Annotated in this window: 17 protein-coding genes and 1 pseudogene; all 18 read right to left on the bottom strand. The window is 40.4% G+C overall.

Annotated elements, in window-relative coordinates; translation table 11 throughout:
- Positions 1-482: pseudogene (locus tag BUB85_RS11250) on the bottom strand (hypothetical protein); the annotation flags it as partial.
- Positions 483-1,418: 936 nt separating this feature from the next.
- Entirely contained in the window at positions 1,419-2,222 is an 804-nt protein-coding gene (lnu(B), locus tag BUB85_RS11245; protein WP_002294514.1) for a lincosamide nucleotidyltransferase Lnu(B), read from the bottom strand.
- 53 nt (positions 2,223-2,275) lie between these two features.
- Positions 2,276-3,760: an ABC-F type ribosomal protection protein Lsa(E) gene (gene lsa(E) / locus BUB85_RS11240; protein ID WP_002294513.1), complete on the bottom strand. Its 1,485-nt coding sequence runs from the start codon at positions 3,758-3,760 to the stop codon at positions 2,276-2,278.
- Between the two features lie 491 nt (positions 3,761-4,251).
- Entirely contained in the window at positions 4,252-5,814 is a 1,563-nt protein-coding gene (locus BUB85_RS11235) for a recombinase family protein (protein ID WP_073110313.1), read from the bottom strand.
- Positions 5,815-5,833: 19 nt separating this feature from the next.
- Positions 5,834-6,250 (bottom strand): hypothetical protein, encoded by a 417-nt coding sequence (locus BUB85_RS11230; protein WP_061106162.1) that lies wholly within the window; start codon positions 6,248-6,250, stop codon positions 5,834-5,836.
- Positions 6,251-7,816 carry a recombinase family protein gene (locus BUB85_RS11225; RefSeq protein ID WP_330392294.1) on the bottom strand — a complete coding sequence of 522 codons (1,566 nt, stop codon included), beginning with the start codon at positions 7,814-7,816 and terminating at the stop codon, positions 6,251-6,253. It lies immediately after the preceding gene.
- A 58-nt stretch (positions 7,817-7,874) separates the two neighbouring features.
- On the bottom strand, positions 7,875-8,090 hold the full coding sequence (locus BUB85_RS11220) for an SHOCT domain-containing protein (protein ID WP_073110307.1): 216 nt from the start codon (positions 8,088-8,090) through the stop codon (positions 7,875-7,877).
- 55 nt (positions 8,091-8,145) lie between these two features.
- Positions 8,146-10,086, bottom strand: coding sequence for a DNA polymerase (locus BUB85_RS11215; RefSeq protein WP_073110304.1), 1,941 nt, complete (start codon positions 10,084-10,086; stop codon positions 8,146-8,148).
- 73 nt (positions 10,087-10,159) lie between these two features.
- Complete coding sequence (locus tag BUB85_RS11210; RefSeq protein ID WP_073110301.1) at positions 10,160-10,711, bottom strand: DUF2815 family protein; 552 nt, start codon at positions 10,709-10,711, stop codon at positions 10,160-10,162.
- 5 nt (positions 10,712-10,716) lie between these two features.
- On the bottom strand, positions 10,717-11,853 hold the full coding sequence (locus tag BUB85_RS11205) for a DUF2800 domain-containing protein (RefSeq protein WP_073110298.1): 1,137 nt from the start codon (positions 11,851-11,853) through the stop codon (positions 10,717-10,719).
- Positions 11,846-12,163 (bottom strand): rRNA biogenesis protein rrp5, encoded by a 318-nt coding sequence (locus BUB85_RS11200; RefSeq protein WP_073110295.1) that lies wholly within the window; start codon positions 12,161-12,163, stop codon positions 11,846-11,848. Before BUB85_RS11200 ends, BUB85_RS11205 begins: the two co-directional genes overlap by 8 nt.
- A 332-nt stretch (positions 12,164-12,495) precedes the next feature.
- A complete protein-coding gene (locus BUB85_RS11190) occupies positions 12,496-13,434 on the bottom strand; it encodes a GH25 family lysozyme (protein ID WP_073110289.1) in 939 nt (312 codons plus the stop codon).
- Positions 13,435-13,436: 2 nt separating this feature from the next.
- Positions 13,437-13,847 carry a phage holin family protein gene (locus tag BUB85_RS11185; protein ID WP_046391885.1) on the bottom strand — a complete coding sequence of 137 codons (411 nt, stop codon included), beginning with the start codon at positions 13,845-13,847 and terminating at the stop codon, positions 13,437-13,439.
- Between the two features lie 60 nt (positions 13,848-13,907).
- Positions 13,908-16,376 carry a glycosyl hydrolase family 18 protein gene (locus BUB85_RS11180; RefSeq protein WP_073110286.1) on the bottom strand — a complete coding sequence of 823 codons (2,469 nt, stop codon included), beginning with the start codon at positions 16,374-16,376 and terminating at the stop codon, positions 13,908-13,910.
- Positions 16,376-16,960: a hypothetical protein gene (locus BUB85_RS11175; protein WP_073110283.1), complete on the bottom strand. Its 585-nt coding sequence runs from the start codon at positions 16,958-16,960 to the stop codon at positions 16,376-16,378. Before BUB85_RS11175 ends, BUB85_RS11180 begins: the two co-directional genes overlap by 1 nt.
- 202 nt (positions 16,961-17,162) lie before the next feature.
- Positions 17,163-19,688 (bottom strand): phage tail spike protein, encoded by a 2,526-nt coding sequence (locus BUB85_RS11165; protein WP_073110277.1) that lies wholly within the window; start codon positions 19,686-19,688, stop codon positions 17,163-17,165.
- A 4-nt stretch (positions 19,689-19,692) separates the two neighbouring features.
- Complete coding sequence (locus BUB85_RS11160; protein WP_073110274.1) at positions 19,693-20,469, bottom strand: distal tail protein Dit; 777 nt, start codon at positions 20,467-20,469, stop codon at positions 19,693-19,695.
- 12 nt (positions 20,470-20,481) lie between these two features.
- Positions 20,482-23,088, bottom strand: a complete 2,607-nt coding sequence (locus tag BUB85_RS11155; protein WP_073110271.1) for a phage tail protein — start codon at positions 23,086-23,088, stop codon at positions 20,482-20,484.
- Between the last annotated feature and the right edge of the window lie 23 nt (positions 23,089-23,111).

The raw sequence follows: 23,111 nt of genomic DNA, 5'->3' as shown, positions 1-23,111 counted from the left end.
GCATTCTTATTGCTCATGATAATCGGTATGATCCGGTAGGTATTGACGCCCTCCTGAAATTCTGTCATTGGATTTTTGATCTTCCCGGAATACAGCACGTAGGTGATGACCGGTTTTTTGTGTTTCCTACTCGTGGCTGCTTCGTAGACGCGGAACCGTTTTAATCCTGCCACCCCTTCATTCGTACTTTGAAATTCAAAATGAAGTATCGTTTCATTTTCAGTAACATAATTAAAGTCCTCGTAAAGCCGCTGAAGTTCCAGAATAATTTCTTCTGTAGGCAGCATCGCTGTGACTTTCTCTTTGATTCCGAACTGTGGGAGCAGCAGCTCCCCGAAGTAGACCATGGCATCCTTTAGCGCAGCGTCTTCCAGCGGATCGGGTACTGTTTTTTCCTGCTCTTTTTGCTCCAGTACACGATTTCTTTCTTTTGCGCCGGCTGGGTCCGGCGTCCTCTTCTTTTTTTGTGTTTCATGCTCCATAGATTTTCTCCTTTCGGACAAAATGAACCGGGCGCATTGAAAGCAGCAGGTGCGTTAAGCGCATCAAAAGCACCGAAGCCGGCTAAGTTGAGGGCACTTATGATATGCTACGATTCTTCGCTCTCATTTGCTGCATCATGGAACACCATTCTGCAGACAGACGCATCCCATACATTTTGTCTTTTGGTCAAAGCAGGTCTTCGCAATCTGCCTCGCTACTTACTTGATAAGGTTCAGTTGTCTTCTCATTGGGTTTATTGGTCGATGTGACCTCCGAATGATTCAGATATTCAGAACAGAATGTTCTTTATAGAGATATCTGTTTGTTGATTGTATCATAGATAATTTGAGTTCGCAAGATTTTCTTTTTTCCTAATCCCCTCTCCGTTTTTATAGCATTGATTCATACCTTGAAGCAGAAGCACAAAAGTTTTTGTCCTCTGGCTTATCTTGGTTTTTCCTGCATGCAATCCATTTATTCTGGCCGCTGGCTAATCTTATGTTACTTTAAACAAAACATACCAAGATCCCTGCACTTCTTTTGGTATGTCTCCAAAGTTATTATGCATTGATTTTGGTATATGATTTTGCATGGCATGCTTTTCTTTTTTCAACAATGTCCTATAGTTTTTCCAAGAACTGCTTTTTTGTCAAAATGAGTTTTCTATATTTAAGAAATAGCAAAAACATGCGTATAGTTAAAGATTTTAAGTATCTTTTTGATGTAGTCCCACCACAATCTCTACGTGCTTTGAGATGAGGGGATAGCTGTCAAAAATTAGAAAGCTAAATATTTTTAATTGAAGTCCTCTTTGAGGGAACATATCCACTGAGTGCTTGCGTATGTGGGAACATATCCATAGACTTCGCTGTTTTTTGAAAACTGAGGTATACTGTTAATTCTTAGTAGCCAATACTGGAAATAACGTTACTCTCCTATTCACTAATGTAATTCAACAATCTTTCTAAAATGTCATGTGTAACTTTTAAGTTGTATTGTTCAATAAGGTGACTTTGCAAATCCATAACTAATAGCAAAGAATTTTTATAGGCTTCAAATAATTCTACCTTATCTAATCGAGCAGTGGTCTTTGCAAATTTTTTATAATTTTCAAGGCTAATTTCTTTTTCAAGGTTTTTACTCATGTTTAGCCAATTATCAGCATTTTTTTCTGCCATACGTATAAGTTGTAGTGTATTTTTTTGAAGTTGTGATAAGAGTTCTAATGAACGAGCATATTCTCCTCTTTTTAGAACGTTGATTCCCATCAACCATAGATTAGAGAAATTACACAACAAAAAATTAGCATTTTCTTCAGTAAGTCTATTTGGTCTTGCACCACTTATCTCTGATAAATAATTTTCTAATTGCCCTGTTTCATCGTAAATAAGCATAGCCTTCGTATCAGGAATATAACCTGAATCTTTAAACGAGGGGATTATGTTCATATCTTTTTCAGAAAGGAAATGAAATTCCCCACGTATAAGATTATCAAAAATAACTACCTCTGTTCCGTACTCATTTTTATAAAGCATCAAGTACGGAGCTACGTCAAACAACCAGTTGGATGAATCAAAGTTCGAGGTTATACTATCTTTCAAAAATATATAGAACTCTATATCAGAGTATTGGTCACCTTCTCCTTTGGTAAACGATCCATACATCATACAAGCTGTAATTCGTTCATCTGACTCAGTAAGATTCTTAACGTTTGCAATTAATTCTTTTTGTTTTAACATTTCTTCACCCTTTCATGTAAATATCTTTTAGTTATTGTGGCAACTCAAAATCTCTACAAACCTAAATTAATATTTTTCGTACAAATGTTATTGCAAAAAGCATCATCATGCTCCACAAACAATAGTGTAGGACAATATTCCAAAATCATTTTTTCAATTTGGATACGTGAAAAAATATCAATATAGTTCAATGGCTCATCCCATATATACAAATGTGCACTTTCACAAAGGCTTTTAGCAATTAGTACTTTCTTTTTCTGACCAGCACTAAAATCCACCATGTTCTTATCAAACTGCTCTCTATTAAAATCCAGTTTACGAAGAATCGTTTTAAATAGAGTTTCATCGATCTTATTATTATAGGCAAATTCAGATAGATTACCTTTTAAATATGAAGTATCTTGCGAAATATAAGAAATTTTTAGTCCACTTGCTAGCATAAAATTTCCGGTAAATTTAATATCATCTCCATTAATCAATTTTAGGATACTAGACTTACCACTCCCATTTTTTCCGATAATGGCAACTCTATCACCAATATTGACTCTGAAATTAAGATTACTGCATACTTCTTTATCTCCATAAGACAATGATAAATCATTCGCTTCTATTAAGCACTCTTTGTGAAATTCAAGTGGTGAAATTTTTAAGTCATCATATTGTTCAATGTTGTGGAGCAGTTCTGATTTTTGTAAAACGGCTTCCTGATGTCTTGACTCAATATTTTTGGCACGTTTCATCGCTTTTGCAGCCTTATGTCCAACATAACCCTTATCCAGTTTTGAACCAGAATTTGTTGTTCCATATTTACTTTTTTCTACTTTATTTGACCAGTTTGAACTACGTTTTGCTGCATAAGACAACCTTCCTATTTCTTTAAGGAGTTTCTTGTTTTCTGCCAGTTCAAAATTATCTTGTAACGTTTTGTTCTCCCACCAAGAAGTAAAATTTCCCTTTTGGATTTCGATATTCGTTTTATTGATAGATAGTATATGGTCAACACATTGATCAAGTAAGCTTCTATCATGAGATACCAAAATAAACCCCTTCTTGCGTTTCAAATAGTTTTGCACTACATTACGTGCATCGATGTCAAGATGGTTTGTAGGTTCATCAATAAGCAGGAAACAACTCGCTGTAAGGAATAAAGCTGCAAGAAGGACCTTTGTTTGCTCACCATTTGACAATGTATTAAACGGACGATATAAAGCATCTTCTTGAACATCAAGCAATGATATTTCACGAAAAATCTCCCAATCCATACATTCCGTACAAATACTCTTCATTACTTCAATTGTATATAGACTCTTATCTTCCACATCATAAGGAAAATACTCAAACTTAACTGTAGAACTTATATTGCCGGAATACGCATATTTGCCAAGCAGTAAATTTAAGAAAGTAGTTTTACCGCGTCCGTTTCTTCCAATAAAACCGAGTTTCCAATCTGTATCTATCTGAAAACTTACATTTTCAAAAATATTGTCATAACTTCCTTCATATGAAAAAGTTAGATTTGAAACATTTATTAAGGACATATATTTCTTCCTCCTTTACATTATAAAAATTTTATAAGCAAAGTCGGTTTTCGGCATTAATTACTCTATAATGTTATCCAACTCTGCAAGGATTTTGTCATGAATGACATAGTATCATTGTCTATCACGTTTATCTTCCTTTCTTTTACAAATATTAAAAGCCGCAAGAAAGTAAATTCTTACGGCTCAAAAACAAATACTATTATTACCTTTTGTTAAACATAAGGTTACTGTAATGTATTATTGAGTGTCGAATACTTAACTTTCTTGCAATTTGCATAACAAAACAAACGGTTCTATAGCCGTTTCTTTAAATATCTTATTATGCATCATATAGTTAGCAAGAAAAGTTATACATTCTTCCACCTCCAAGTAATTTTATTGTATCATATTATCTTCGAAAATCCAATATAATTTTTCTGCTTTCTTTCTAAAGATTACAACTCTATATCAATTCTGACTTTTGATTTGAATTTAACGTGAGTTTATCTTCATATATCACAACATTTACATATTTCCATTTCGATGCCTGATTTAAAGGATATGACGAAGTGGTCTTCATAGACTGTAACGTTCTGGATTATCTTCCTTACAAGCTTATCATCATATTCTAGAGTGCGGAATTTGTTCTTGCGGATAAACTCAATCAGTTCATCGATTCGCTCGTTCTCGCTATTGAGGGAGGCATCTTCTACTAAAAGGGTCTGTCGCTTGTCTCTCAGCTCATCAATCTCATCTGCTAGATGTTCATAGTCTTGCCCCTTATTAGCCAGCTTGATGAGTTCTTTTTGTTTTTCCTCTAGTGAGTTGTTAATCTCTGAAATTTGGTATTCTGTCGTTTCGCCAATCACAGCATGAATATTCTCTTCCAGTGTCTTTATCATATTGTTCCCACCTGCAAGTAGCTTATTAATCGCAGTCATTACTGCACCATAAAGTTCATCTTCTTTTACGGTTCGGTTCTTACATACCTCAGGACCCTGCTCAATTCTAGTCACGCATCGCCAGACAAATTCTTTTCTTCCGTGGATATTCCAATAGACCCGTCTATAAATATCGCCACAATCTCCACAGAAGGTGATGGCACTTAATGCGTACTTACTACTATAAATTCGTTTGTTCTTGCCTTCTCCTGTGTAGATATTGCTTCTTCGATGAATTTCTTCTTGCACCTGCAAAAATAACTCTTTAGGAATAATCGCCTCATGGCTATTTTCAACATAATACTGGGGAAGATGACCTTCATTCTTAACTCGTTTCTTGGTTAGAAAATCTACTGTGACAGTCTTTTGCAGAAGGGCATCTCCGATGTATTTTTCGTTTTGAAGTATCTTCTTAACTGATTCTGGTCGCCATCTTGGTTTTCCCGCTGCTGTTAAAATACCATCCTTTTCAAGACCTCGACCAATACCCACTAGACTCTGACCTTCAAGGTATTCTCGGTAGATGCGTTTGATAATCTCAGCTTCTTCGGGAACAATGATTAAATTTCCATCTTCATCTTTGGTGTAGCCCATAAATCGCTTATGGTTGACCTGCACCTTTCCTTGTTGGTATCGGTACTGTAGCCCAAGCTTAACGTTTTGTGAAAGGCTCTGGCTTTCCTGTTGTGCCAAAGATGCCATAATCGTCAGCAAAACCTCACCTTTTGCATCCATTGTGTTTATGTTCTCTTTTTCAAAATAGACAGATATGTTCTTATCCTTGAGCTGTCTAATATATTGAAGGCAGTCTAGGGTGTTACGTGCAAATCGGCTTATGGATTTTGTAATAACCATATCGATGTTACCGTCCATGCACTCTGCAATCATACGATTAAATTCGTCACGCTTTTTTGTGTTTGTACCGGAGATACCATCATCTGCAAAGATGCCAGCAAACTCCCACTTAGTATTCTTCTTTATAAACTCTGTATAGTGTGCGACCTGAACCTCATAGCTAGAATTTTGTTCTTCTGTTTCTGTAGAAACACGGCAATAGGCAGCAACACGAAGTTTCTTTATCTTTTCTTTTGCGGCTGTACTTCCTACTCTTTTACGAGCAGGAATAACCATTATATTTTTCTCTGTCACTTTATTCCTCGCTTTCTATCAGACTATATAAGTATTCTGCTCGTTCAAAAGGATCAACTGGCATCTTATTATCTGCCTTTTTCATTTTGAATCGTTCTTTGGGAGGGGGAGAGGTGAAAGCGGCAAGCTCTACCACTCGTCCTAAATCCTTTGCACGCTTATCTCTAACTTCTTCAGCTTTATCAAATATCTCTTTATCAATAATTGCTGGATACGTATCATTTCCAAGGTAGTTGACGTTTTTCAAAATGCGACCCATCACAGAATGTGTCTTATCAATACCTGCCTGTTCGCCAGCCACTGTAAGGGATAGTCCTGATATGTATTTCTCAAAGAATACCTTTACTTGACCTGCTGCCTTTTCATCGACAGTAACCACTCCATCTTGAATTTTGTATCCATATGGAATATATGCCATTTATCTCACCACCTTTTCTTTCAGGGAGAGACCGCATTTCAAATTGAATGTCAGCTCATCCCTGGAATTTACAATGATGTTCTCTACAAATTCTTCAAATAGTTCTTCCGTGTAGTCACCATTAAAATTATCTGCTGACACGTAATCAATGAGGTCCTTTATCTCGTTTGCTCGCAAAACCCCACTTGTGGAATTTGATACAAGGTTTGTTTTTTCAGTTGAAAGATTTTTCATCTCACTATCTAAAACATTTCGTTCCTGATTAAAAAGAGCTGGCTCAAGGAAACCTTTGGCCATCAGTGTAATAAGGGTGTTGCGTTCTTCCATGAGTTGCTCCATTCGCTTATCAATAGCATCCATTCTTTCACGGTCGCTTTCTTCATCGATTTGGCTAATTGATTTGAAAAGTGGCTCTAGGATTAGCTTGTTACTGAAAGCAAGCTTATTCATCATGGTTGTAAATGTGGCTTTGATTTCCCCATCTCGCAAGAACAACATGGAGCAACTCTCTTTGTCTTCGATATGACCGATGCAACTCCAAGCAATGTAACTCCTACCAGCTGAGTAGTTTGTCTTTCTCCTAAAATTGCGACCACACTCTCCACAGACCATCTTGCCACTTAAAGCATATCGATTAAGATAAACGTTCTTTTTCACGCCCTTACACTTCATCTTGGCTCTTTCATCAATGAGATCTTGTGCCTTAGCAAAGTCTTCTCTACTTATAATAGGTTCATGATTATCCTTGTAGTAATACTGGTCTTTTTCGCCTGTATTTGGATGGCGATTGTAGTTACTATCTGTGTAGGTCTTTTGTAACAAAACATCTCCCATGTATTTTTCGTTTCGGAGCATGTCTATCACCGTGCCTGCACTCCAGTGATTACCTCGTCTTGCAGGGATTTTGTCTTTGTTCAAACCTCTTGCTATAGTACCTCCACCTTTTCCTGAAAGGCACTCTGCAAAAATACGTTTGATGATTTCTGCTTCTTCTGGGACGATTACCATTTCACCATCTATATTGGTGTAGCCGTAGGGTGGAGTACCAACATAACTGCCATTTTGAAATCTCTTTTGAATGGACCATGTTGAGTTTTGTGAAATAGATGCAGACTCTTCTGCAGCAAATCCAGAAAGGATAGAAAGCATCAGCTCACTTTCCATATCACCCGTATTTAGATTCTCTTTTTCAAAATAAATGTAAATACCGATATCAATCAGCTTTCTTACTAACTCTAGGCAATCTACTGTATTACGAGCAAAGCGGCTGATTGATTTGGTGATAATAAAATCAATCCGACCTTGCTTACAATCTCGTATCATACGGAGCAGTTCAGTCCGTTTCTCCATCTTGGTGCCGGAGATCCCTTCGTCATAATAAAGACCAGCAAATACCCATTCTGGATTAGACTTAATATAGCGCTCATAGTGTTCACGCTGTGCTTTAAGGCTTTCAAGCTGTTCATCACTATCGGTTGAGACCCTGGCATAGGCGGCAACCCTAAGTTTCGTATTAGGTAGTTGTCCCTGGGGCAGTTCATCTATTTTTGTTATCTTTTTCATCATCTCACCTCGCTTTCGCCCATTACATACATCACTCTAAAAGCTATTAATAGCAAGCTTTTTAGAACATAATCTCGGCTAAACGGGGAGAGAATTTCTGCCTGTTCAAGGCTGATATTTTGTGTAATTCATCCACTGTGATTTTGCCTTCTTTATATAGGTTTGCGACAATGCTCTCTGCTATATGAAAGTCATATTCCTTTTGTAATTCTTCCTCTGTCATCTGCTCGGTCTTGCCCTTTAAAGGACAGCCGTCTTTTACTTCATAAATGTTCATAGAAAAACACCTCCTACCTAGTAGCCACGGCAGGAGGTGAAATCTGATGATTTCTTTAATCTTTTTGATAAAATTCACATTCATAGCCATCGGCATCAAGGAGCAGCCCTTTTGCCCAAGGTGGCACTTGACTCATCTGCTTACATACTTCAGTAACAGATATTTGAGGATTGGCTTCAATAATGACTTCATCATGGACATGAGCCACAATACGATAAGTACTAAGCATCTTCATTGAATACATCAAAATATCACGGGAGATGGCTTGAACAATATTCTCTACAAACTTAGGACCGTAACTTTCAAGACGCTCCCATTTCTTTGTTCCACCTACTCCTTCATAGGTAACAGACTCACCACCAAACTGATTCTCACCAATTCGAGGTTTTACATAGGCAAGCCTTCTGCCGGAGGGAATAACGATAAAAAGCATGCCACTAAAACAATGAAACTCGATGCCATGGGTTTCTTGTGATTTGTTTTCCTTCACGCATTGTTTAGACGCCCGATCTACATCCCACCAGAACTGGGTGATGTTGGGATTAGACATTCTCCAGGCATTCACAAGCGGTTTTAATTCTTCCTCTTCAAGCCCCATCTCTAATGCACCCATGGCTTTTAGCGCACCAACAGAACCACCATATCCAAGTGCCAATTCAGCGATTTTACCCTTCTGTCTCAAGTGACCGTTCACACCATGCTTTTCAACGGGAACACCAAACATCTGGGAGGCAGATGCGCAGTAGATATCACCACCACTAGCAAATACCTCTGTTCGCCATGTCTCACCTGCGAGCCATGAAAGCACACGAGCCTCAATGGCTGAGAAGTCAGCCACAATAAACTTATGACCAACTCTTGGTACAAAGGCTGTACGAATCAGTTGTGAGAGGGTATCTGGTATATCTTCATAGAGCAGCTCCAGTGTTTCAACATCACCATTTCTGACAATATTTCGCGCCTCTTTTAAATCTGGCATATGGTTCTGAGGGAGATTTTGCAACTGCACAAGCCTACCGGCAAAGCGACCGGTTCTGTTAGCTCCATAAAACTGAAACATTCCCCTGGCTCTTGAATCACTACAAACCGCATTTTCCATTGCTGTATATTTCTTTACCGAGGATTTTGCCAGTTGCTGACGAAGTGAAAGAACTTCATTTAGTTCACCATCTGTTTCCTCAAGTTTCTCAGCGACAGCCTTTTTCCCGAGTGTCTCCATCTCTAGACCGTTATCTGAAAGCCAGCCTTTCATCTGTTGTACGGAGTTTGGGTTTTCGAGATGTGTTATCTGCTGCATGGCGGTTAGTAGTTTTTCATGAGAGATGTCATCCATGGCGATGGCCTGCTTAACAAAATCCATATCAACCTTTATGCCTCGATCGTTAATTTCTTGGTCGAGATGATACTCATCCCAGATGTCCTCTGGCACTGGAAACTTGATCAATCTTTGTTGTATCTGGATTTCTGCCTCCACATCACGCTTGTTATATGCTTTGAACTTTTGCCACTTATCGATTTCATCAGTGGGTAGGTTACGGGTCCTACCACCATTTGTTTTAGTCGGAGTACATGGAACACAAAAGTATCGTATCAGGTCTTTACCCTCCGTCAGCTTTTGCTTCTCAAGTCCTAGCACTGCACCTACACCTTCTAAAGAAAGAGGAAGTCCCATATAGGCAGACCAAACCATGGAACATTTCCATGAGGAAGGATTTAGATAAGTTCCAGTGGGGTAGCCCAAATAACGTGAAAGACAGACTCGCTCAAACTGAGCATTAAATGCCCACTTCGTGATGGTTTCATCGGTTAAGGCATCTAGGATTTCTTTTGGAATCTTTTCTCCATTCATCAAATCGATGACCTTAACTTCATCACCGTCAACCGCATAACCAAACAGCATCACCTCAAAATCATCTGCTTCTACGTAACGATAAACACCACTCTTTTGTAAATTGGTAGATGAATAGGTTTCTATATCAATTTCTAAGTTTTTCATAGCTACCACCTTTCCTAAATGAAAAAAGGTGGCAGAGGGAAGACCTCCACCACCGTCAAGTTTATTGTTTCTATTAGGCAAGGAAGTCATCATCGACAAGAGTCGTAAAATCATCTACTGCAGAAGTCTTACCGCCTAGAGGTTCTCCGTCTCTAATTTTTTGAATATTACCAAGACCACAAGCTACACCTTTATTACCATTTGAGTTGAAAGCATAGAAGTTAAGAGAAACCCTGCCATAACAACCGCTGTATACCTCACTGCGATCCATAATCGGCTTAACACTTTTGTCTACAATCTGTGGCGCTGTCTTGCTATTCGCATTGATGAAGTAATGGCCTTTATAAGCCTCATCATCACGCTCTACATCACCATCACGCAGCGGTAGTTTAATGGCTGCCTTATTTGGTTTCTTACCACCAAACTTTGCGATACCTTCCTCTATGGCAGCATCAACTGCTGCATGGATAGCATTAATGGTTTCCTTATCATCCTTTGGAATAAGTACGGATACGCTGTATTTTTCTGCACCACCATTGATGGATACTGGCTCCCAGCCGTGGAAGTAAGAAAATCTTGAGTTTACACCTGTGATAACTTTTGTTTTGTTTTGTATATTTGCCATAATATTTAATCCTCCATAATTTCGTTAAATTCGTTTTTAGCATCTGCTACGTTCATAGCCGGTCTTTTATCTGAGTTTGGAACAAGAGTCGGCTTACCCGGTGGTTTGTAAATGAGGTCACCGAGGAGTTCCTCAAATTTGGATTTACCCATCAGTTTTTGCATCTCTGTCAGTGGAATAAGGCTCTTTCTGTAAATGTCCTTATATCCACCTGCCACGGCTTTTTCTGCAATGGCTCCTTCATCTTTGTACTTGCGAACCGAGCGGCCTTCCACAACTTTAAAACCGTTCCACTCTTTACCGTGATTGACTGCTGCATCAGTGGCATAGGCTGTTATTTCATTCGCCCACTTGGTAAGGTCGGGAAGAAAAAGTAAGATTTCTTCTATCTCAGCATCCGTCAGCAGAGGTGGCATCTTGAATTCTTTCTCTGCAAGTTTCAGTTTTACTTCGGCTCTAGCCCGACACCTATTTGCCGCTTTACAGAAAGTACACCATGGACCGGGGATGTATTCGCCCTCACCGTTAAAGGCCTTGACCGCCCTTGGTTTTAGCTCCTCTTCCGCCCAATCTTTTAGTTCTTCCACCGGTATTGTCCAGGTGCTGACATTCTCTCGCCTTGGCTGAAAGATCGTCATGGACACTTCTTTAATGTCGTACAGGTGATCATAGATTCCAAGTGCTCCGAGGGCATAGAGTTTCATCTGTGGATTGTCCACTGCATCGACTAGCACACCCAGTCCATATTTAAAATCCACGATATGAAGTCTGTCATCTGAAATGATTACACAGTCTCCTGTTCCAAAGCCGTCTGGCACATAGCATGAAAAATCAAGATGCTGTTCAATAAGAACGATAGGATCTGTGCAAGACTTTCTTGCAAGTTCCACCTGTTCCATAACGAAGTCAACGTAAGCATCTGTACATTCCTCCATCTCATCTGAGTCATATTTTGATATAGGGCGCTTACTCCTTATATGGAGTGCCTTTTTAAGTTTGTGTTCACACAGGTCATGAGCCGCTGTACCTTCTTTTGCTGCCTCACCACTTTGGTCTTCAAACTCCAGTTCAAGTCTTGCAGAGGGTAGGCAGTTGAGCCACCTGTGGGATGAAGATGCAGATAATATTGCATGATTACCCATTCCCAAGCTCCTCCGCATCTTTCAAGATGTCAGCATAATAAGTCTTATCAACAGCACTTAACTTGTCTGCACCATACTTCTGAATGAGTCCTCGCACTTCGGCGGTAAATCCAAGTTGGCTCTTTTCAGCAAGTACCATACGTACTTTTTCCAGTGGGATATCCGGCTCTTTTACTAGTTCTTGTTCAGTGGCAGCTTTTGCACTTGGAGCAGGATCTCCTTCTGTCATCGCATCGCAAACTGCCTGTATGCTGTCAGCAAGACTTCGCATATCATTGACCACTTCAAGCAGTAGCTTTATTTTGCTCAAGGCCAGTTCCTCCTTTCGTCATTTCACAGATAGATAGTTCCTCGATGCTATCTCCAGGGATCACAATCGTTACACGCTGTTTACTCCCTAAAAGAAAGCGAAGAATTCGTTCCCTTACGGACACATTACGGTAGGTAACTAGTCCGCCTGTCTGTGGTTTCTTAGAAACACTAATTTTGAGATTGTGTTTCATATCCATCACCTCTTTCCAAAGGGCGATTTATTTGTTGCCCTCTACCTAGTAGCCACGGGAGGTAATAGAATCTGACGGTTTAGAAAAAAAGAATGCCTACCAAAGAGAAATACTCCTTGATAGGCATTCTTACTAGTTCTTATTTCAAGAGTTCATTGACCCTTTTTTGTACCGAAATGTAGTCATAACCGGCATTTGTGAGTTTGTTTTTTCGATCTTGTCCATTACCCCAATCGCCACGAATGACTTCCTTTGCGATGGCATCAACAGACTTTTTACTAGATAGCATTTCATTGACCTTTGATTGCACTGCCACATAATCATAGCCTGCATCCGGTAAGCGTTTCTTTCGTTCTTCACCATTACCCCACAACCCTTGAATGACTTCCTTGGCCAGCGTCTCAACCGATTTCTTTTCTGTAGGAGCAGGTGTATTTTCTTCTTTGCCAAGATGATTAAGCCCTGCACTTTGGATAATCATTTTGTAATCCTTATAGGCATAGTTCATATCCAAATTGCCTGAATAACCATTCAATTTGCCTTTGCTTGTGTACTGCCAGATACCGTGACGAAGTGTCGGTTCTTTACTCGACCACTGAGCGACCCAGAAATCATAAGGTGCTAGACGATCCAGTTCTGTCAATTCTTGAAACCAAGAACTAGACGCATAGATACCGGCATAATAGCCAGCATTTTCTACTGTCTCGCAAAAGCCTACCAAAGCATCGGTAATGGCTTTCTTGCCACTTGGTCGTTGGTGATAATTATCCTCTGTATCAATAAATACGGGATAAGAGATGGACTTGCCTTTGATAATTTCTAGGCATTTCTTCGCTTCTGCTATACCCTTGGTTTTGGTATTGGCACAGCTGTACCAGTAAACACCGATAGGAATACCTCTCTCGTGAAAGGATTTGTAGTGTTTTTCAAAGGCATCATCTTTGTGTAAACTCACTCCTGTACCGTGACCGGTGTATCCTGCACGTAGAATGACAAAATCAACCTCTTTTGCAAGATGGTCATAGTTTATCTGACTTGGTTTTTGCCACGTGCTGATATCGATTCCTTTAGTTTTCATGATTATTCCTCCTCGTCGCTCTTGTTATGAAGCTGTTCTAATACATCTTTTAGTTTTTCTGGGATAGGTAGTCCAAGGTGAGCTGAATTTTCTAACAGCGAAATTCCCTCATTTGATAGATAGAAGAAAACAATCGCTGTTCTTAGTACGCTCCCATCACCAATCACATAGACATCTAAAATATTAGCCACACCCACTAAAACAAAAATCAGCACTTTACGGCTGATTCCGATAAATCCCACTTCACTTGATAGGGTCTTATCAGCGATTGCACATAAGACACCTGTTAGATAGTCGATGACTACAAAGACTAGTAGCGCATATAAAAATCCGTCTGCTCCTCCTAAAAACCATCCGAAGAATCCACCGATTGCTGTTATCACAACTTGGATCCAGTTCCATATTTCTTTCATTTTAAATTCCTCCTTTTGATGAAATAAAAAGAACACCTACTTTTGCAGATGTTCCTTTGATTACTCTATTTGTTTTGGTAGCCACTCCCAGAGTCTTAAATCCTCCTGCCCTAGTGACCACATACACATGCCTCGAAGTTTCCACCGATAAGCTGCTTCATTTGCCCAGTACACAAGGCTATCCACATCCTGATAATAAAGAATGGAAAATCCGTCACCATCACCTAAGAAAATACGAGATATCCAGATGTTAATATCCCTTAGAATGATGGTGACACTGTAGTCATTTCCACACTGAATGGATGGCATCATATCTGAATGAAAAAAATCATAATCTAGGGAGATGCTTTCACTTCTTGTGGCTGATTCTTCAAGGTCTGCTGTTAAAGTAAACACTTGAAACTCATCATCCCAAGAACAGTTACTTCTTGATAGCCGACCATATGTTTTAAATGCCCCATCTGGCATAAGCACGTCAAAGCGTTCATAAGGCTCATAGGTCCAAGCATCGCCTAAGCGAAGCAACTGGCAATGGACTTTATTATCCGAACGAATACCTGCATACCCTGTCACATCCGAGCAAGTGGCTGTAAAGCGCAGTGTATTAGATGCAGAGGAATAGACCCGCACTTGATTGCCACGCTTTCGAATTTCTAGAGTGTAAAAGCTTGGATTCGATCGAATGTTTGCGGCCGATGTTTTTGAAAAGCTAGTGGCATAACTACCTTTTAAAGTAGAACCTTCATACAGTTCAATACGCTGGTTATCATAATTAAAGCAACAATAAATCGTTTCAATAAAAACACCTGCCTTGCCACTAAAGGTCTCAGGAAAAATAATCTGCGCTCTTAAGTGGATATCTGAAAAATTGTTGTAGTTCCATGCTAACTGCCCCTTACCCTCCAGTTGGGAATAGGGTCTATTCATCGAATTGCTTGTATCTTGCCAAACACTCCATTCGCCTGATAATGTTTTCCAGTAGCTTTGGGGGAGAGGGTTATCATCTCTAAAATCCTCATACCACACAAGGGCAGAATCTGCTTTTCTTCTAAGCATCTCCAGTGTCAGCTTGAAGCCTGTGGCAGGTCCTACCATGTCACCATTTACATCTTTGAAATGTCTAGGAGCTAGGGTATATTCTGCTTCACCAACTGTTGGCTCCTCAGAAAATGAAGAACAGACTCTAAATCCATAAAACTGTACACCCTTTGCCCCAAGCGAAATGGTGATGGTGTGTGTTCCTGCAGAAAGGCTCACTCCTTTTTTAAGCACCGCCCAGAAAGTCGTTCTCCAATAAGGCCACCACAGTCTGTTTTCAAAAAAATCTACTTCATTTCCATCAAGGGAGATATGAATACTATTCTTATCCCAAAATGGAAAGCCTAGCTTTACTGCTACATCATAAGTACCTGCCTGAGCAAGCGTAAAATGATAGGTTGCTGCACCTTCATCCCCCAGTGTTGTGACGCTATTAGAAACAGAAACAACACCAGAATAACTATCCGGCATGGCATCATGATCCACATAAACAGTTCCAAAGGCTGACTTTTGTTGTTTGCCATAGGCCGTCAGATACTGTCTTCCATTGTAGCTTGCAGATAAGAGTGGATAGCTATAGCGAGTGGCATCTCTTCCTTCCATATAATCGTAGACATGCGGCAATGCCCAGGGCACTTTATTATCATCATCCCAATAAGCCACGATGGGAATAAACGGTTGAGGAGGCGCATCGTCTGTGAAATTATAGACTCCTGTCATCCAGTATTTTGCCGCATAGTAGGTATGAGACGTTCCCCTATAGGCTTTACCTAGGTTTTCTGGTGTGTCATAGATTTGCCAGTTCCATCCATAAGCAGGCATCCCAAAGAAAATCTTATCGGGATTCATCACTGTAACGGCATAATCATAAATCCCTTCAAGCCAGCTCCTTGGAGATACAGGTCCCGGTGCAGAACCTGACCAAGCCATACCATAACTCATAATTGATGCGGTATCGCAATAAGGGTCTAGGTCACCATAAACGCACCAATTCTCACCACCTACAGAGCCATTGACACTAGTCATACCTGGAAGGCAAATGTTCATCAGTTTACTTGAATCATAGGCTTTGATGGTGTTGTAAATATTTTTAAACATGGTCGTTGACTCAGCATGAGTGGAATAGTCATCGCCTCTTTCTAGGTCAATATCAATACCATCGCACCAAGGATATTTTTTCATAATACGAATCAGCTCGGATAGAAACAGTTCCTGAGCGCCATTCGTGTTATCTCTCAATGCTCTAAAAATACTATTTGCTCCATCATTGGCAATGGTAAGTAACCATTTGATGTGACGATAACGGTTAATGTAGGGGAGCATACTACTGATGGTGACACCACTCTCAACAATTTCACCCGTAGCTCGTACCTTAAAAGAAAAAAGACCGATGGTATCAATCCGGTCTCCATATTTCTCTAAAGCTTCATACATCCGTGCATTTCCCATAAAAGTCCACACCATGATTTTCTTGCCTTTTAGTCGTTCCATTAGAATGGTTCACCTCCGTCTTGCATTTCCTGCATGGTAAACAGAACCCTTGCAGATTTTCCTTTTTCAAGGATCACTTTGTGCTTTGAGTCCCAGGCAGCACTGTATTGATAGAACCCCTCTTTGGGTTCGCTGACTCCGTTTTTGGTACAAGTTCGCGTGGATGCTAAGAGTGCCAAATCATCATCTTTTTCAATTTCTCTAGGGAAGGAGACCTGTTGCCCTCCTATACCTTGGCTTAGTTTCACTGTTCCAGCAGACATAGAAAGCTTTGGATAGATATGAATATCAAGTCCTGCAGAGGTTTCACCAACATTAAATAAAATAATGGTTTCCTCTGAACGGACCACACCGTTAAACCAAACAGGATTCTTGATACTGCCATCTTCCTTTAGTTTTTCTAACCTACTTTCTGTATGAGGAGCATAACCATTTAGAACAGGTCCTTCTTGTAACTGGATGTCCGTAAACCAAATCATGCCAGTGCAATCATAGAGGGTAGGTTTTATGCTTACACTCATGACACGCTTATCTTGTTTTTTATTTATGACTTCTGCTAACCTTATAAATTTAACCTTAGCCATCTAACGTCCACCTTATTTCACAGGGATGACCTACCCATCCCGTGACCACTGACCCTGCTTGTAAAAAGAGATCCGTAATATATAAAGTGCCTGTGCAATTTGTGACACAGACACGGATGGTAATGGATTTTACTTTTGAAGAGTAGCTTTCTGGGGGTATCTTTTCTGATGTTCTTGAAAAATAAGCCACCAATCCACCTCCTTAATACAAATCAATAAATCTTGTTTCTGTCGTTCCATCTTCGTATTCAATAACCACTTCAATACCAACCTGTGAGTCGCTACTCAGCTTTTCAAGGTTTTCAGATGCGATTTGTGCCGAGAGTGTGTAGCTAGAACGATTCGCTGGATAGATGGTCTGAGCCATGCTCTTTGTCATATTGGCTACACCCATTGCCTTAAATGATGTCGTACCACTTACACCGTTATCGCCATCTACTTCAAAGCCTGAATTAACCCAGTAAGCCATCCCATCATCAGCACGAGAATTTCGCAGCAAATTAAATGGCACCATTTCACGAATATCATTATTTGTAACCATACTTGTGCCTTCAAGAGAATCTGCTACATTGTCCCACTGGCTTGCAGAACTACCCAGATTTTTAAGGGTAGTAGATAGTTCTAATACTGTATTCCATGGTTCTTGTAAGTTGTATTCTCTTCGTATAACACGAGTTGTCACCGACAGTCCTAAATCTTTATCTTCTACATGAACATAATCGCCAAGCGACCATGCTTCATGCTCATAACCCGTTAACACCGATAAATCCATTGCGTTTAAAACATAAGAGATGTTTGGTTTTGAATACTGAGCAAGCCTCATCTCGGTATATTCTTTCATCTGATAGGGATTGGTAAAGGAAGAACAATCAAGCGTTGATATTCGAATATCAGACGAATACGTATAGTCCTCCACATATGCCTTTCCTCCATTGATGTCTGCAAAAGTAAGACCCTCGCTACCAATGGCATAGAGCCTTGTCACAAGACTTCTGGTATCAACGACTCTTTTAATGCTCTTCATATTTTTCTTATAAGCAAACAATGCACCGCTATCCGTACCATAGACCGTTAAGAGATGGACCAGCCGATTGGGGCAATCAAAGACAAGGTCTCCACCATGTAAGTCCGCAACCGTGCGAAGGATGGATAGTGCATTCTTTTCTGTACTCGTCCAGGTTCTTTTGGTTCGAACATTGACTGTGCCTACACTCCACTCTGTTCCTTCTAACGCATATGCCATGGACACTTCAGCAGTTTCTGCATCAAATTTATGTTCTTCTTTTCGCACTGAAAAAGTCAGGTCGTAAAACTCTGCTTCAGCATACACTTCAGTCGCTAGATTTCCTTCGCTATCTTTTGTATCCGTCAAAGTCCTTACTTTATAGATGTCATTAACAATCTGGATTTTCTTTTCACTATCAATAAATCCCCTCTTGTTATCACGGTAGGGGATCATAAAGGAGAGCGTATCCTCGCCATTGATTTCACTGGTTACTACAATGTTATAAGCATTTTCTAACACAGCCTCCCAGGCTCCATTTGAATCCAATACGACAGGTCTTGCGAAACCAATCCTCTCATAAGGTGACTTTGGAATGTCGTAAAGTCTGATATCAATGATTCGAGGGGTCTTACTCGTATCTACAGTAGTAAGTGTGACCCTAAAACGAATGTATGCCTTATTCGGAGATACCAGTTTTCCATCAAGTGCTATGGCTGCCCAATCACTCCAATGAACAAGGTCATCGCTTGTTGAGGTTTCTATCGGCTCAACTGCAGTTACCCCAGAAATATATTCACTGGTAACGGAGACCCGACCTGTACCAGATAGATTGCACGTTGCCGGAGCCGTATATAGTGTTCCTTCCGTTGGATAGACACCTTCTGTTTCCCTTAAACTCACGACTCCCGGTACGCTAAGGGCATCAACAGCACCGCCCATATCACCACCGTTAGTCAAAAGAGACCCATTGAAATAATCAATCAAATCATCCGTTGAAAGACTTGAATCCATATCAAAAAACCAGTCATCAAATCTTCCTGCATACCAATAGGCATCTGCATGCATGCCCATAATGATGTCGGCCGTGCAAGAAGGATTTAGTGTGCCTGTAAAGGAATAAGTCGGTGACACCCAGCTTGTTCCGCTCGTCTTATCTCCCAGTACAATCCATGCATTTTTATTGTTTGGTTCTATGACCGTGCAAATAAAATACACACCACCATTGATGAGTGAAAAAGGCGGTGTGGTTGTTTGGTCGAGTATAAGAGAACCACTAGCGTTATAAAGCATGATTCTAGGTCTGCCTGCAAAGAGCGACAGGTAAAAGATAGGCTGACCAGGACCATAGCGCGTATTTAATACGGGGCAATAGGTATTTCCCACCGAATAAGTAGTCGGTATCATCCAACCGCCAACAAGGATTCGCTCTCCCATCTCCGAAAAGAAAGTACCATCATTGGCCACTTTAAGGTAGGTTTTTTCTGTAGCGGGATTGTTGATGTTGATTCGGATCTGTCTCCCTTTTTGGCCACTTAGAAGGCTCGCAGTTGTTCCTAGATAATTGACAAGCTCTATTTTTCTATCTAGCCCAGAAGAGTCTGCAAGATAGCCATATTCATCAACTGATACATCATTAAATCGCCACAGTCCAGATTTTGCATATTCGACTGGGAACTCTCCCGTAAAATCTGTCTGTTTATTTAATATTGTTTTTAGTGCCACTGGATCACCTCCATCTACTGCGAGCCTTTATTTCAAGTGCTGTAAACACAGCATTATTCGTTGTTATTGCTAGGGTATTCGTGCCCACATGAAGACTTGGAAAATCAATCTCCTCTAGGTAAGGCAAAGCGTTTCTTAAGATTATCCCGTTTTCGTCTTCCACATAAGCCGTCATCTTATCTGTATTAATGACAAGTGTTTCTTCTGCCAAAAGTACAGCATTCACTATTTTCATTTCCAAGCCATTGGTTGTAACAGAAATAGAATTGTTCACACCCGATGTGATGATTCCCTTCAAGCGATACATAGGATTGGATTCAACATTACCGGTCTGTCTTAAAATCGTGTGACTTCCTTCGCTTTCTATTAAATAATTTTCATCCGTAATGGCATAAGCAAAAGGGTCAGGACAGAAAAATTTTAAGTTAAAACTTCCTGCAAAACGAATGAGTCGTTCACAATCCACTTTTTCATTCAGCCTTGCCATGAAATACCTGTCGGGTACATCATCAAAAACAAGCTGTCTCAACCCTTGCATTGGATCAAGCCAAGTAGAAATATTATCAAGGGTAGTCACCAGTGCAGAAAAGCTATGCTTAGGATAGATATTACAAGCTAAATTGATTTCTCGGTAATCAAAATCAGCCCCAAAGTCTGTCACACCATACTTTCCAGGTACGGTGGTGGTAAAATTACGCATTCCTCCACAAACCTGCCAGGAAGTGAGCCTGGCTTTTAGTCCCATGCTTTTTGAAGAAATATCGTCATATGAAAAACCCATCGGCACACCTCCTTATGTTGTAGAAAACCGGCCCTGAGCACGAGAGCCTGTCTGAATTAAGTTATAAAGTTCCTGAGATACCCTTCTGATATCATCTTCACTTCGTACAATCATCTGCTGTACAGTAACTAGCGACCCACTGACACCACCTAGGGAAGAGGTCGCTGCATTTGAAATCACGCCGCCTACAGAAGTATCCACTGAAAAGTCTGTAGGCAAGGATGTACTCATATCGCTGGCAAGACTGGTCATCACATCGTTGATATCCTCGCTCATCATTTCAGCCGCTTTCACAGCTTCATCACCGTTATCTTGGATAGAACCTGCAAGACCTTTTACAAGCATTTCACCAACCCACCCCATCTGTTTCGATGGTGATTTGATACCGAAGAAATCCTTGATGCCAGTCCAAATGCCACTAATCCAACCACTGACTTTATTCCATAACCAAGAAGCAAGAGATTGAATACCCTGCCATAACCCTTTTACAATGTTGCCACCCACCGTCACGATGGAACCCATGGAGTTTGTAAATGCTCTGACGATGCCGCCAATAATCTGAGGCACTGCTTTTACGATCTCTACCACAATGGTTGGTAAATTCTGAATGAGTGCTACAAATAGCTGAACCCCTGCCATAATGATCTTGTCGATGTTTCCAATTAAGGCATTTACGATACTTGAAATGATTTGAGGGATTGCCGCCACAATGGTGGTAATAATGGTCGGTAGATTTTGAATCAGTGCAACAAGTAAGTCGACACCCGCTTGTATGAGTTGTGGAATCGAATTTAAAATCCCATTTAATATTCCATCAATAATCTGTGGAATCGCCTCTACAATAGCCGTAATAATTTCAGGCAAGGCTGTAACCAGCGATGTTAATAGCTGAATACCTGCATCTATAATCTGAGGAATTGCGCTTATAATAAAATCAACGATTGCCAAAATAATCGTAGGGAGAGCCTCAATTAGTTGCGGGATCGCCTCGAGAAGCCCCTGAGCCAAACCAAGTATTAACTGCAGTGCTGCGTCGAGCAGCATGGGTAGATTATCCACCAAACCTTGCACAATCGTAGTAATTGCATTAACTGCCGCAGGAATAAGTTCTGGGAGAGCCTGCCCAAGACCATCCACTAAAGCTGCAATTAACTGAACGGCCGCATCCACTAGCAGTGGTAAGTTTTCAATCAACGCATTCACAATCGTGAGAATGGAATCAACTGCTACCGGTATTAAGGTAGGTAGTAGGTTCATCAGTGCGTTTAGTACCTGAGTAAACAAATCGGTCACCGTAACAAGCAATGTCGGTAACAAATCGGAAACCGCATCCAATAATGCTTCAATTGCTATGGGCAGGGCCTTTACGATATTTTCAATCACTGGAGTAATGTTTTTTACCACCGACTGAAAGGCATCCACCATGTTTTTACTGAGTTGTTCCATATCTGCATCGGCATTTCCAAAACCAACTAAAAGATTCTGTAAAGCAGATTCAAAAGCATTCAAGGACCCTGAAATAGTCTCCTCTGCCTCAAGAGCAGTCGTACCAGCAATGCCCATGCTTTCTTGAATGACATGGATGGCAGAAACTACATCGGCATAAGAAGAAACATCATACTCAATACCAGAGATGGCCTCGGCATCAGCAAGGAGTCGCTCCATTTCACTTTTTGTACCACCATATCCAAGTTTTAGGTTGTCTAGCATGGTGTAATTTTGCTTGGCAAAACCCTGATAGGCATTTTGAATGGACTCCATGTCTGTACCCATTTTGTTGGCATTATCAGACATATCAGTAATCGCCATATCCGCATATTTAACGGCTTTTTCAGTATCTCCTCCAAGAGAAGAAATAAGGCTTGCAGAAAACGAAGTGACCGTTTCCATGTAGTCATTGGCAGAAAGACCTGCCGTCTTATAGGCATTCGATGCATAGTCTTGTAACTGCTGAGAGTTTTCTTTAAAAAGCGTATCCACACCACCGACTAATTGTTCGTAATCTGCATAAGCGGAAATGACTTCTTTACCAAGTTTGACAGCCGCCGCACCTGCTGCAACAGCAACTGCTCCCATCGCAATGCCGATAGATTTTAGAGTTGTACCTAAGCCTTTGAACTTAGATTCAGACTTTTCAGCAGAGTCAGCCGCCTCATCAATCTCTTTTCCCATATCATCTGCACTGTCGGTGACATCGTTCATTTCACGGTTCATGTCATCGAGAGCATCTTCAGCATCATCATAATTGGAGTTAGCTTCTTCAAGAGCAGCATTATTGCTACTTAACTCTCGCTCCATATTGTTGAGTGCAGCCTCTGCGTTATTTAGCTGAATCTGCCAATTTTGCGTTCTTCTATCGGTTTCTCCAAAGGAAGTAGCTGCATTTTCAAGAGCCGACCTCAAGGTATCAATTTTGCTTTTTTGGGTTTCAATCTCTTTATTGAGGACTGAATTTCTGGCGGAAAGAGCCTGGACAGACTTATCGTTTTTATCAAATTCTGAAGCTACCAGTTTCATTTCAGAGCCAAGTACTTTAAAGGAGCGATTGATATCTGTTAATGCCTTCTTAAATTCTTTCTCGCCTTCAAGACCAATCTTCAAACCAAAATTATCTGCCATGCTTTCCACCTCCTTTGTCAGAT

This window comes from Hespellia stercorisuis DSM 15480 (assembly GCF_900142165.1).
In the GTDB taxonomy this organism is placed as follows: domain Bacteria; phylum Bacillota; class Clostridia; order Lachnospirales; family Lachnospiraceae; genus Hespellia; species Hespellia stercorisuis.
This window is presented reverse-complemented; position numbering and strand designations above follow the sequence as displayed.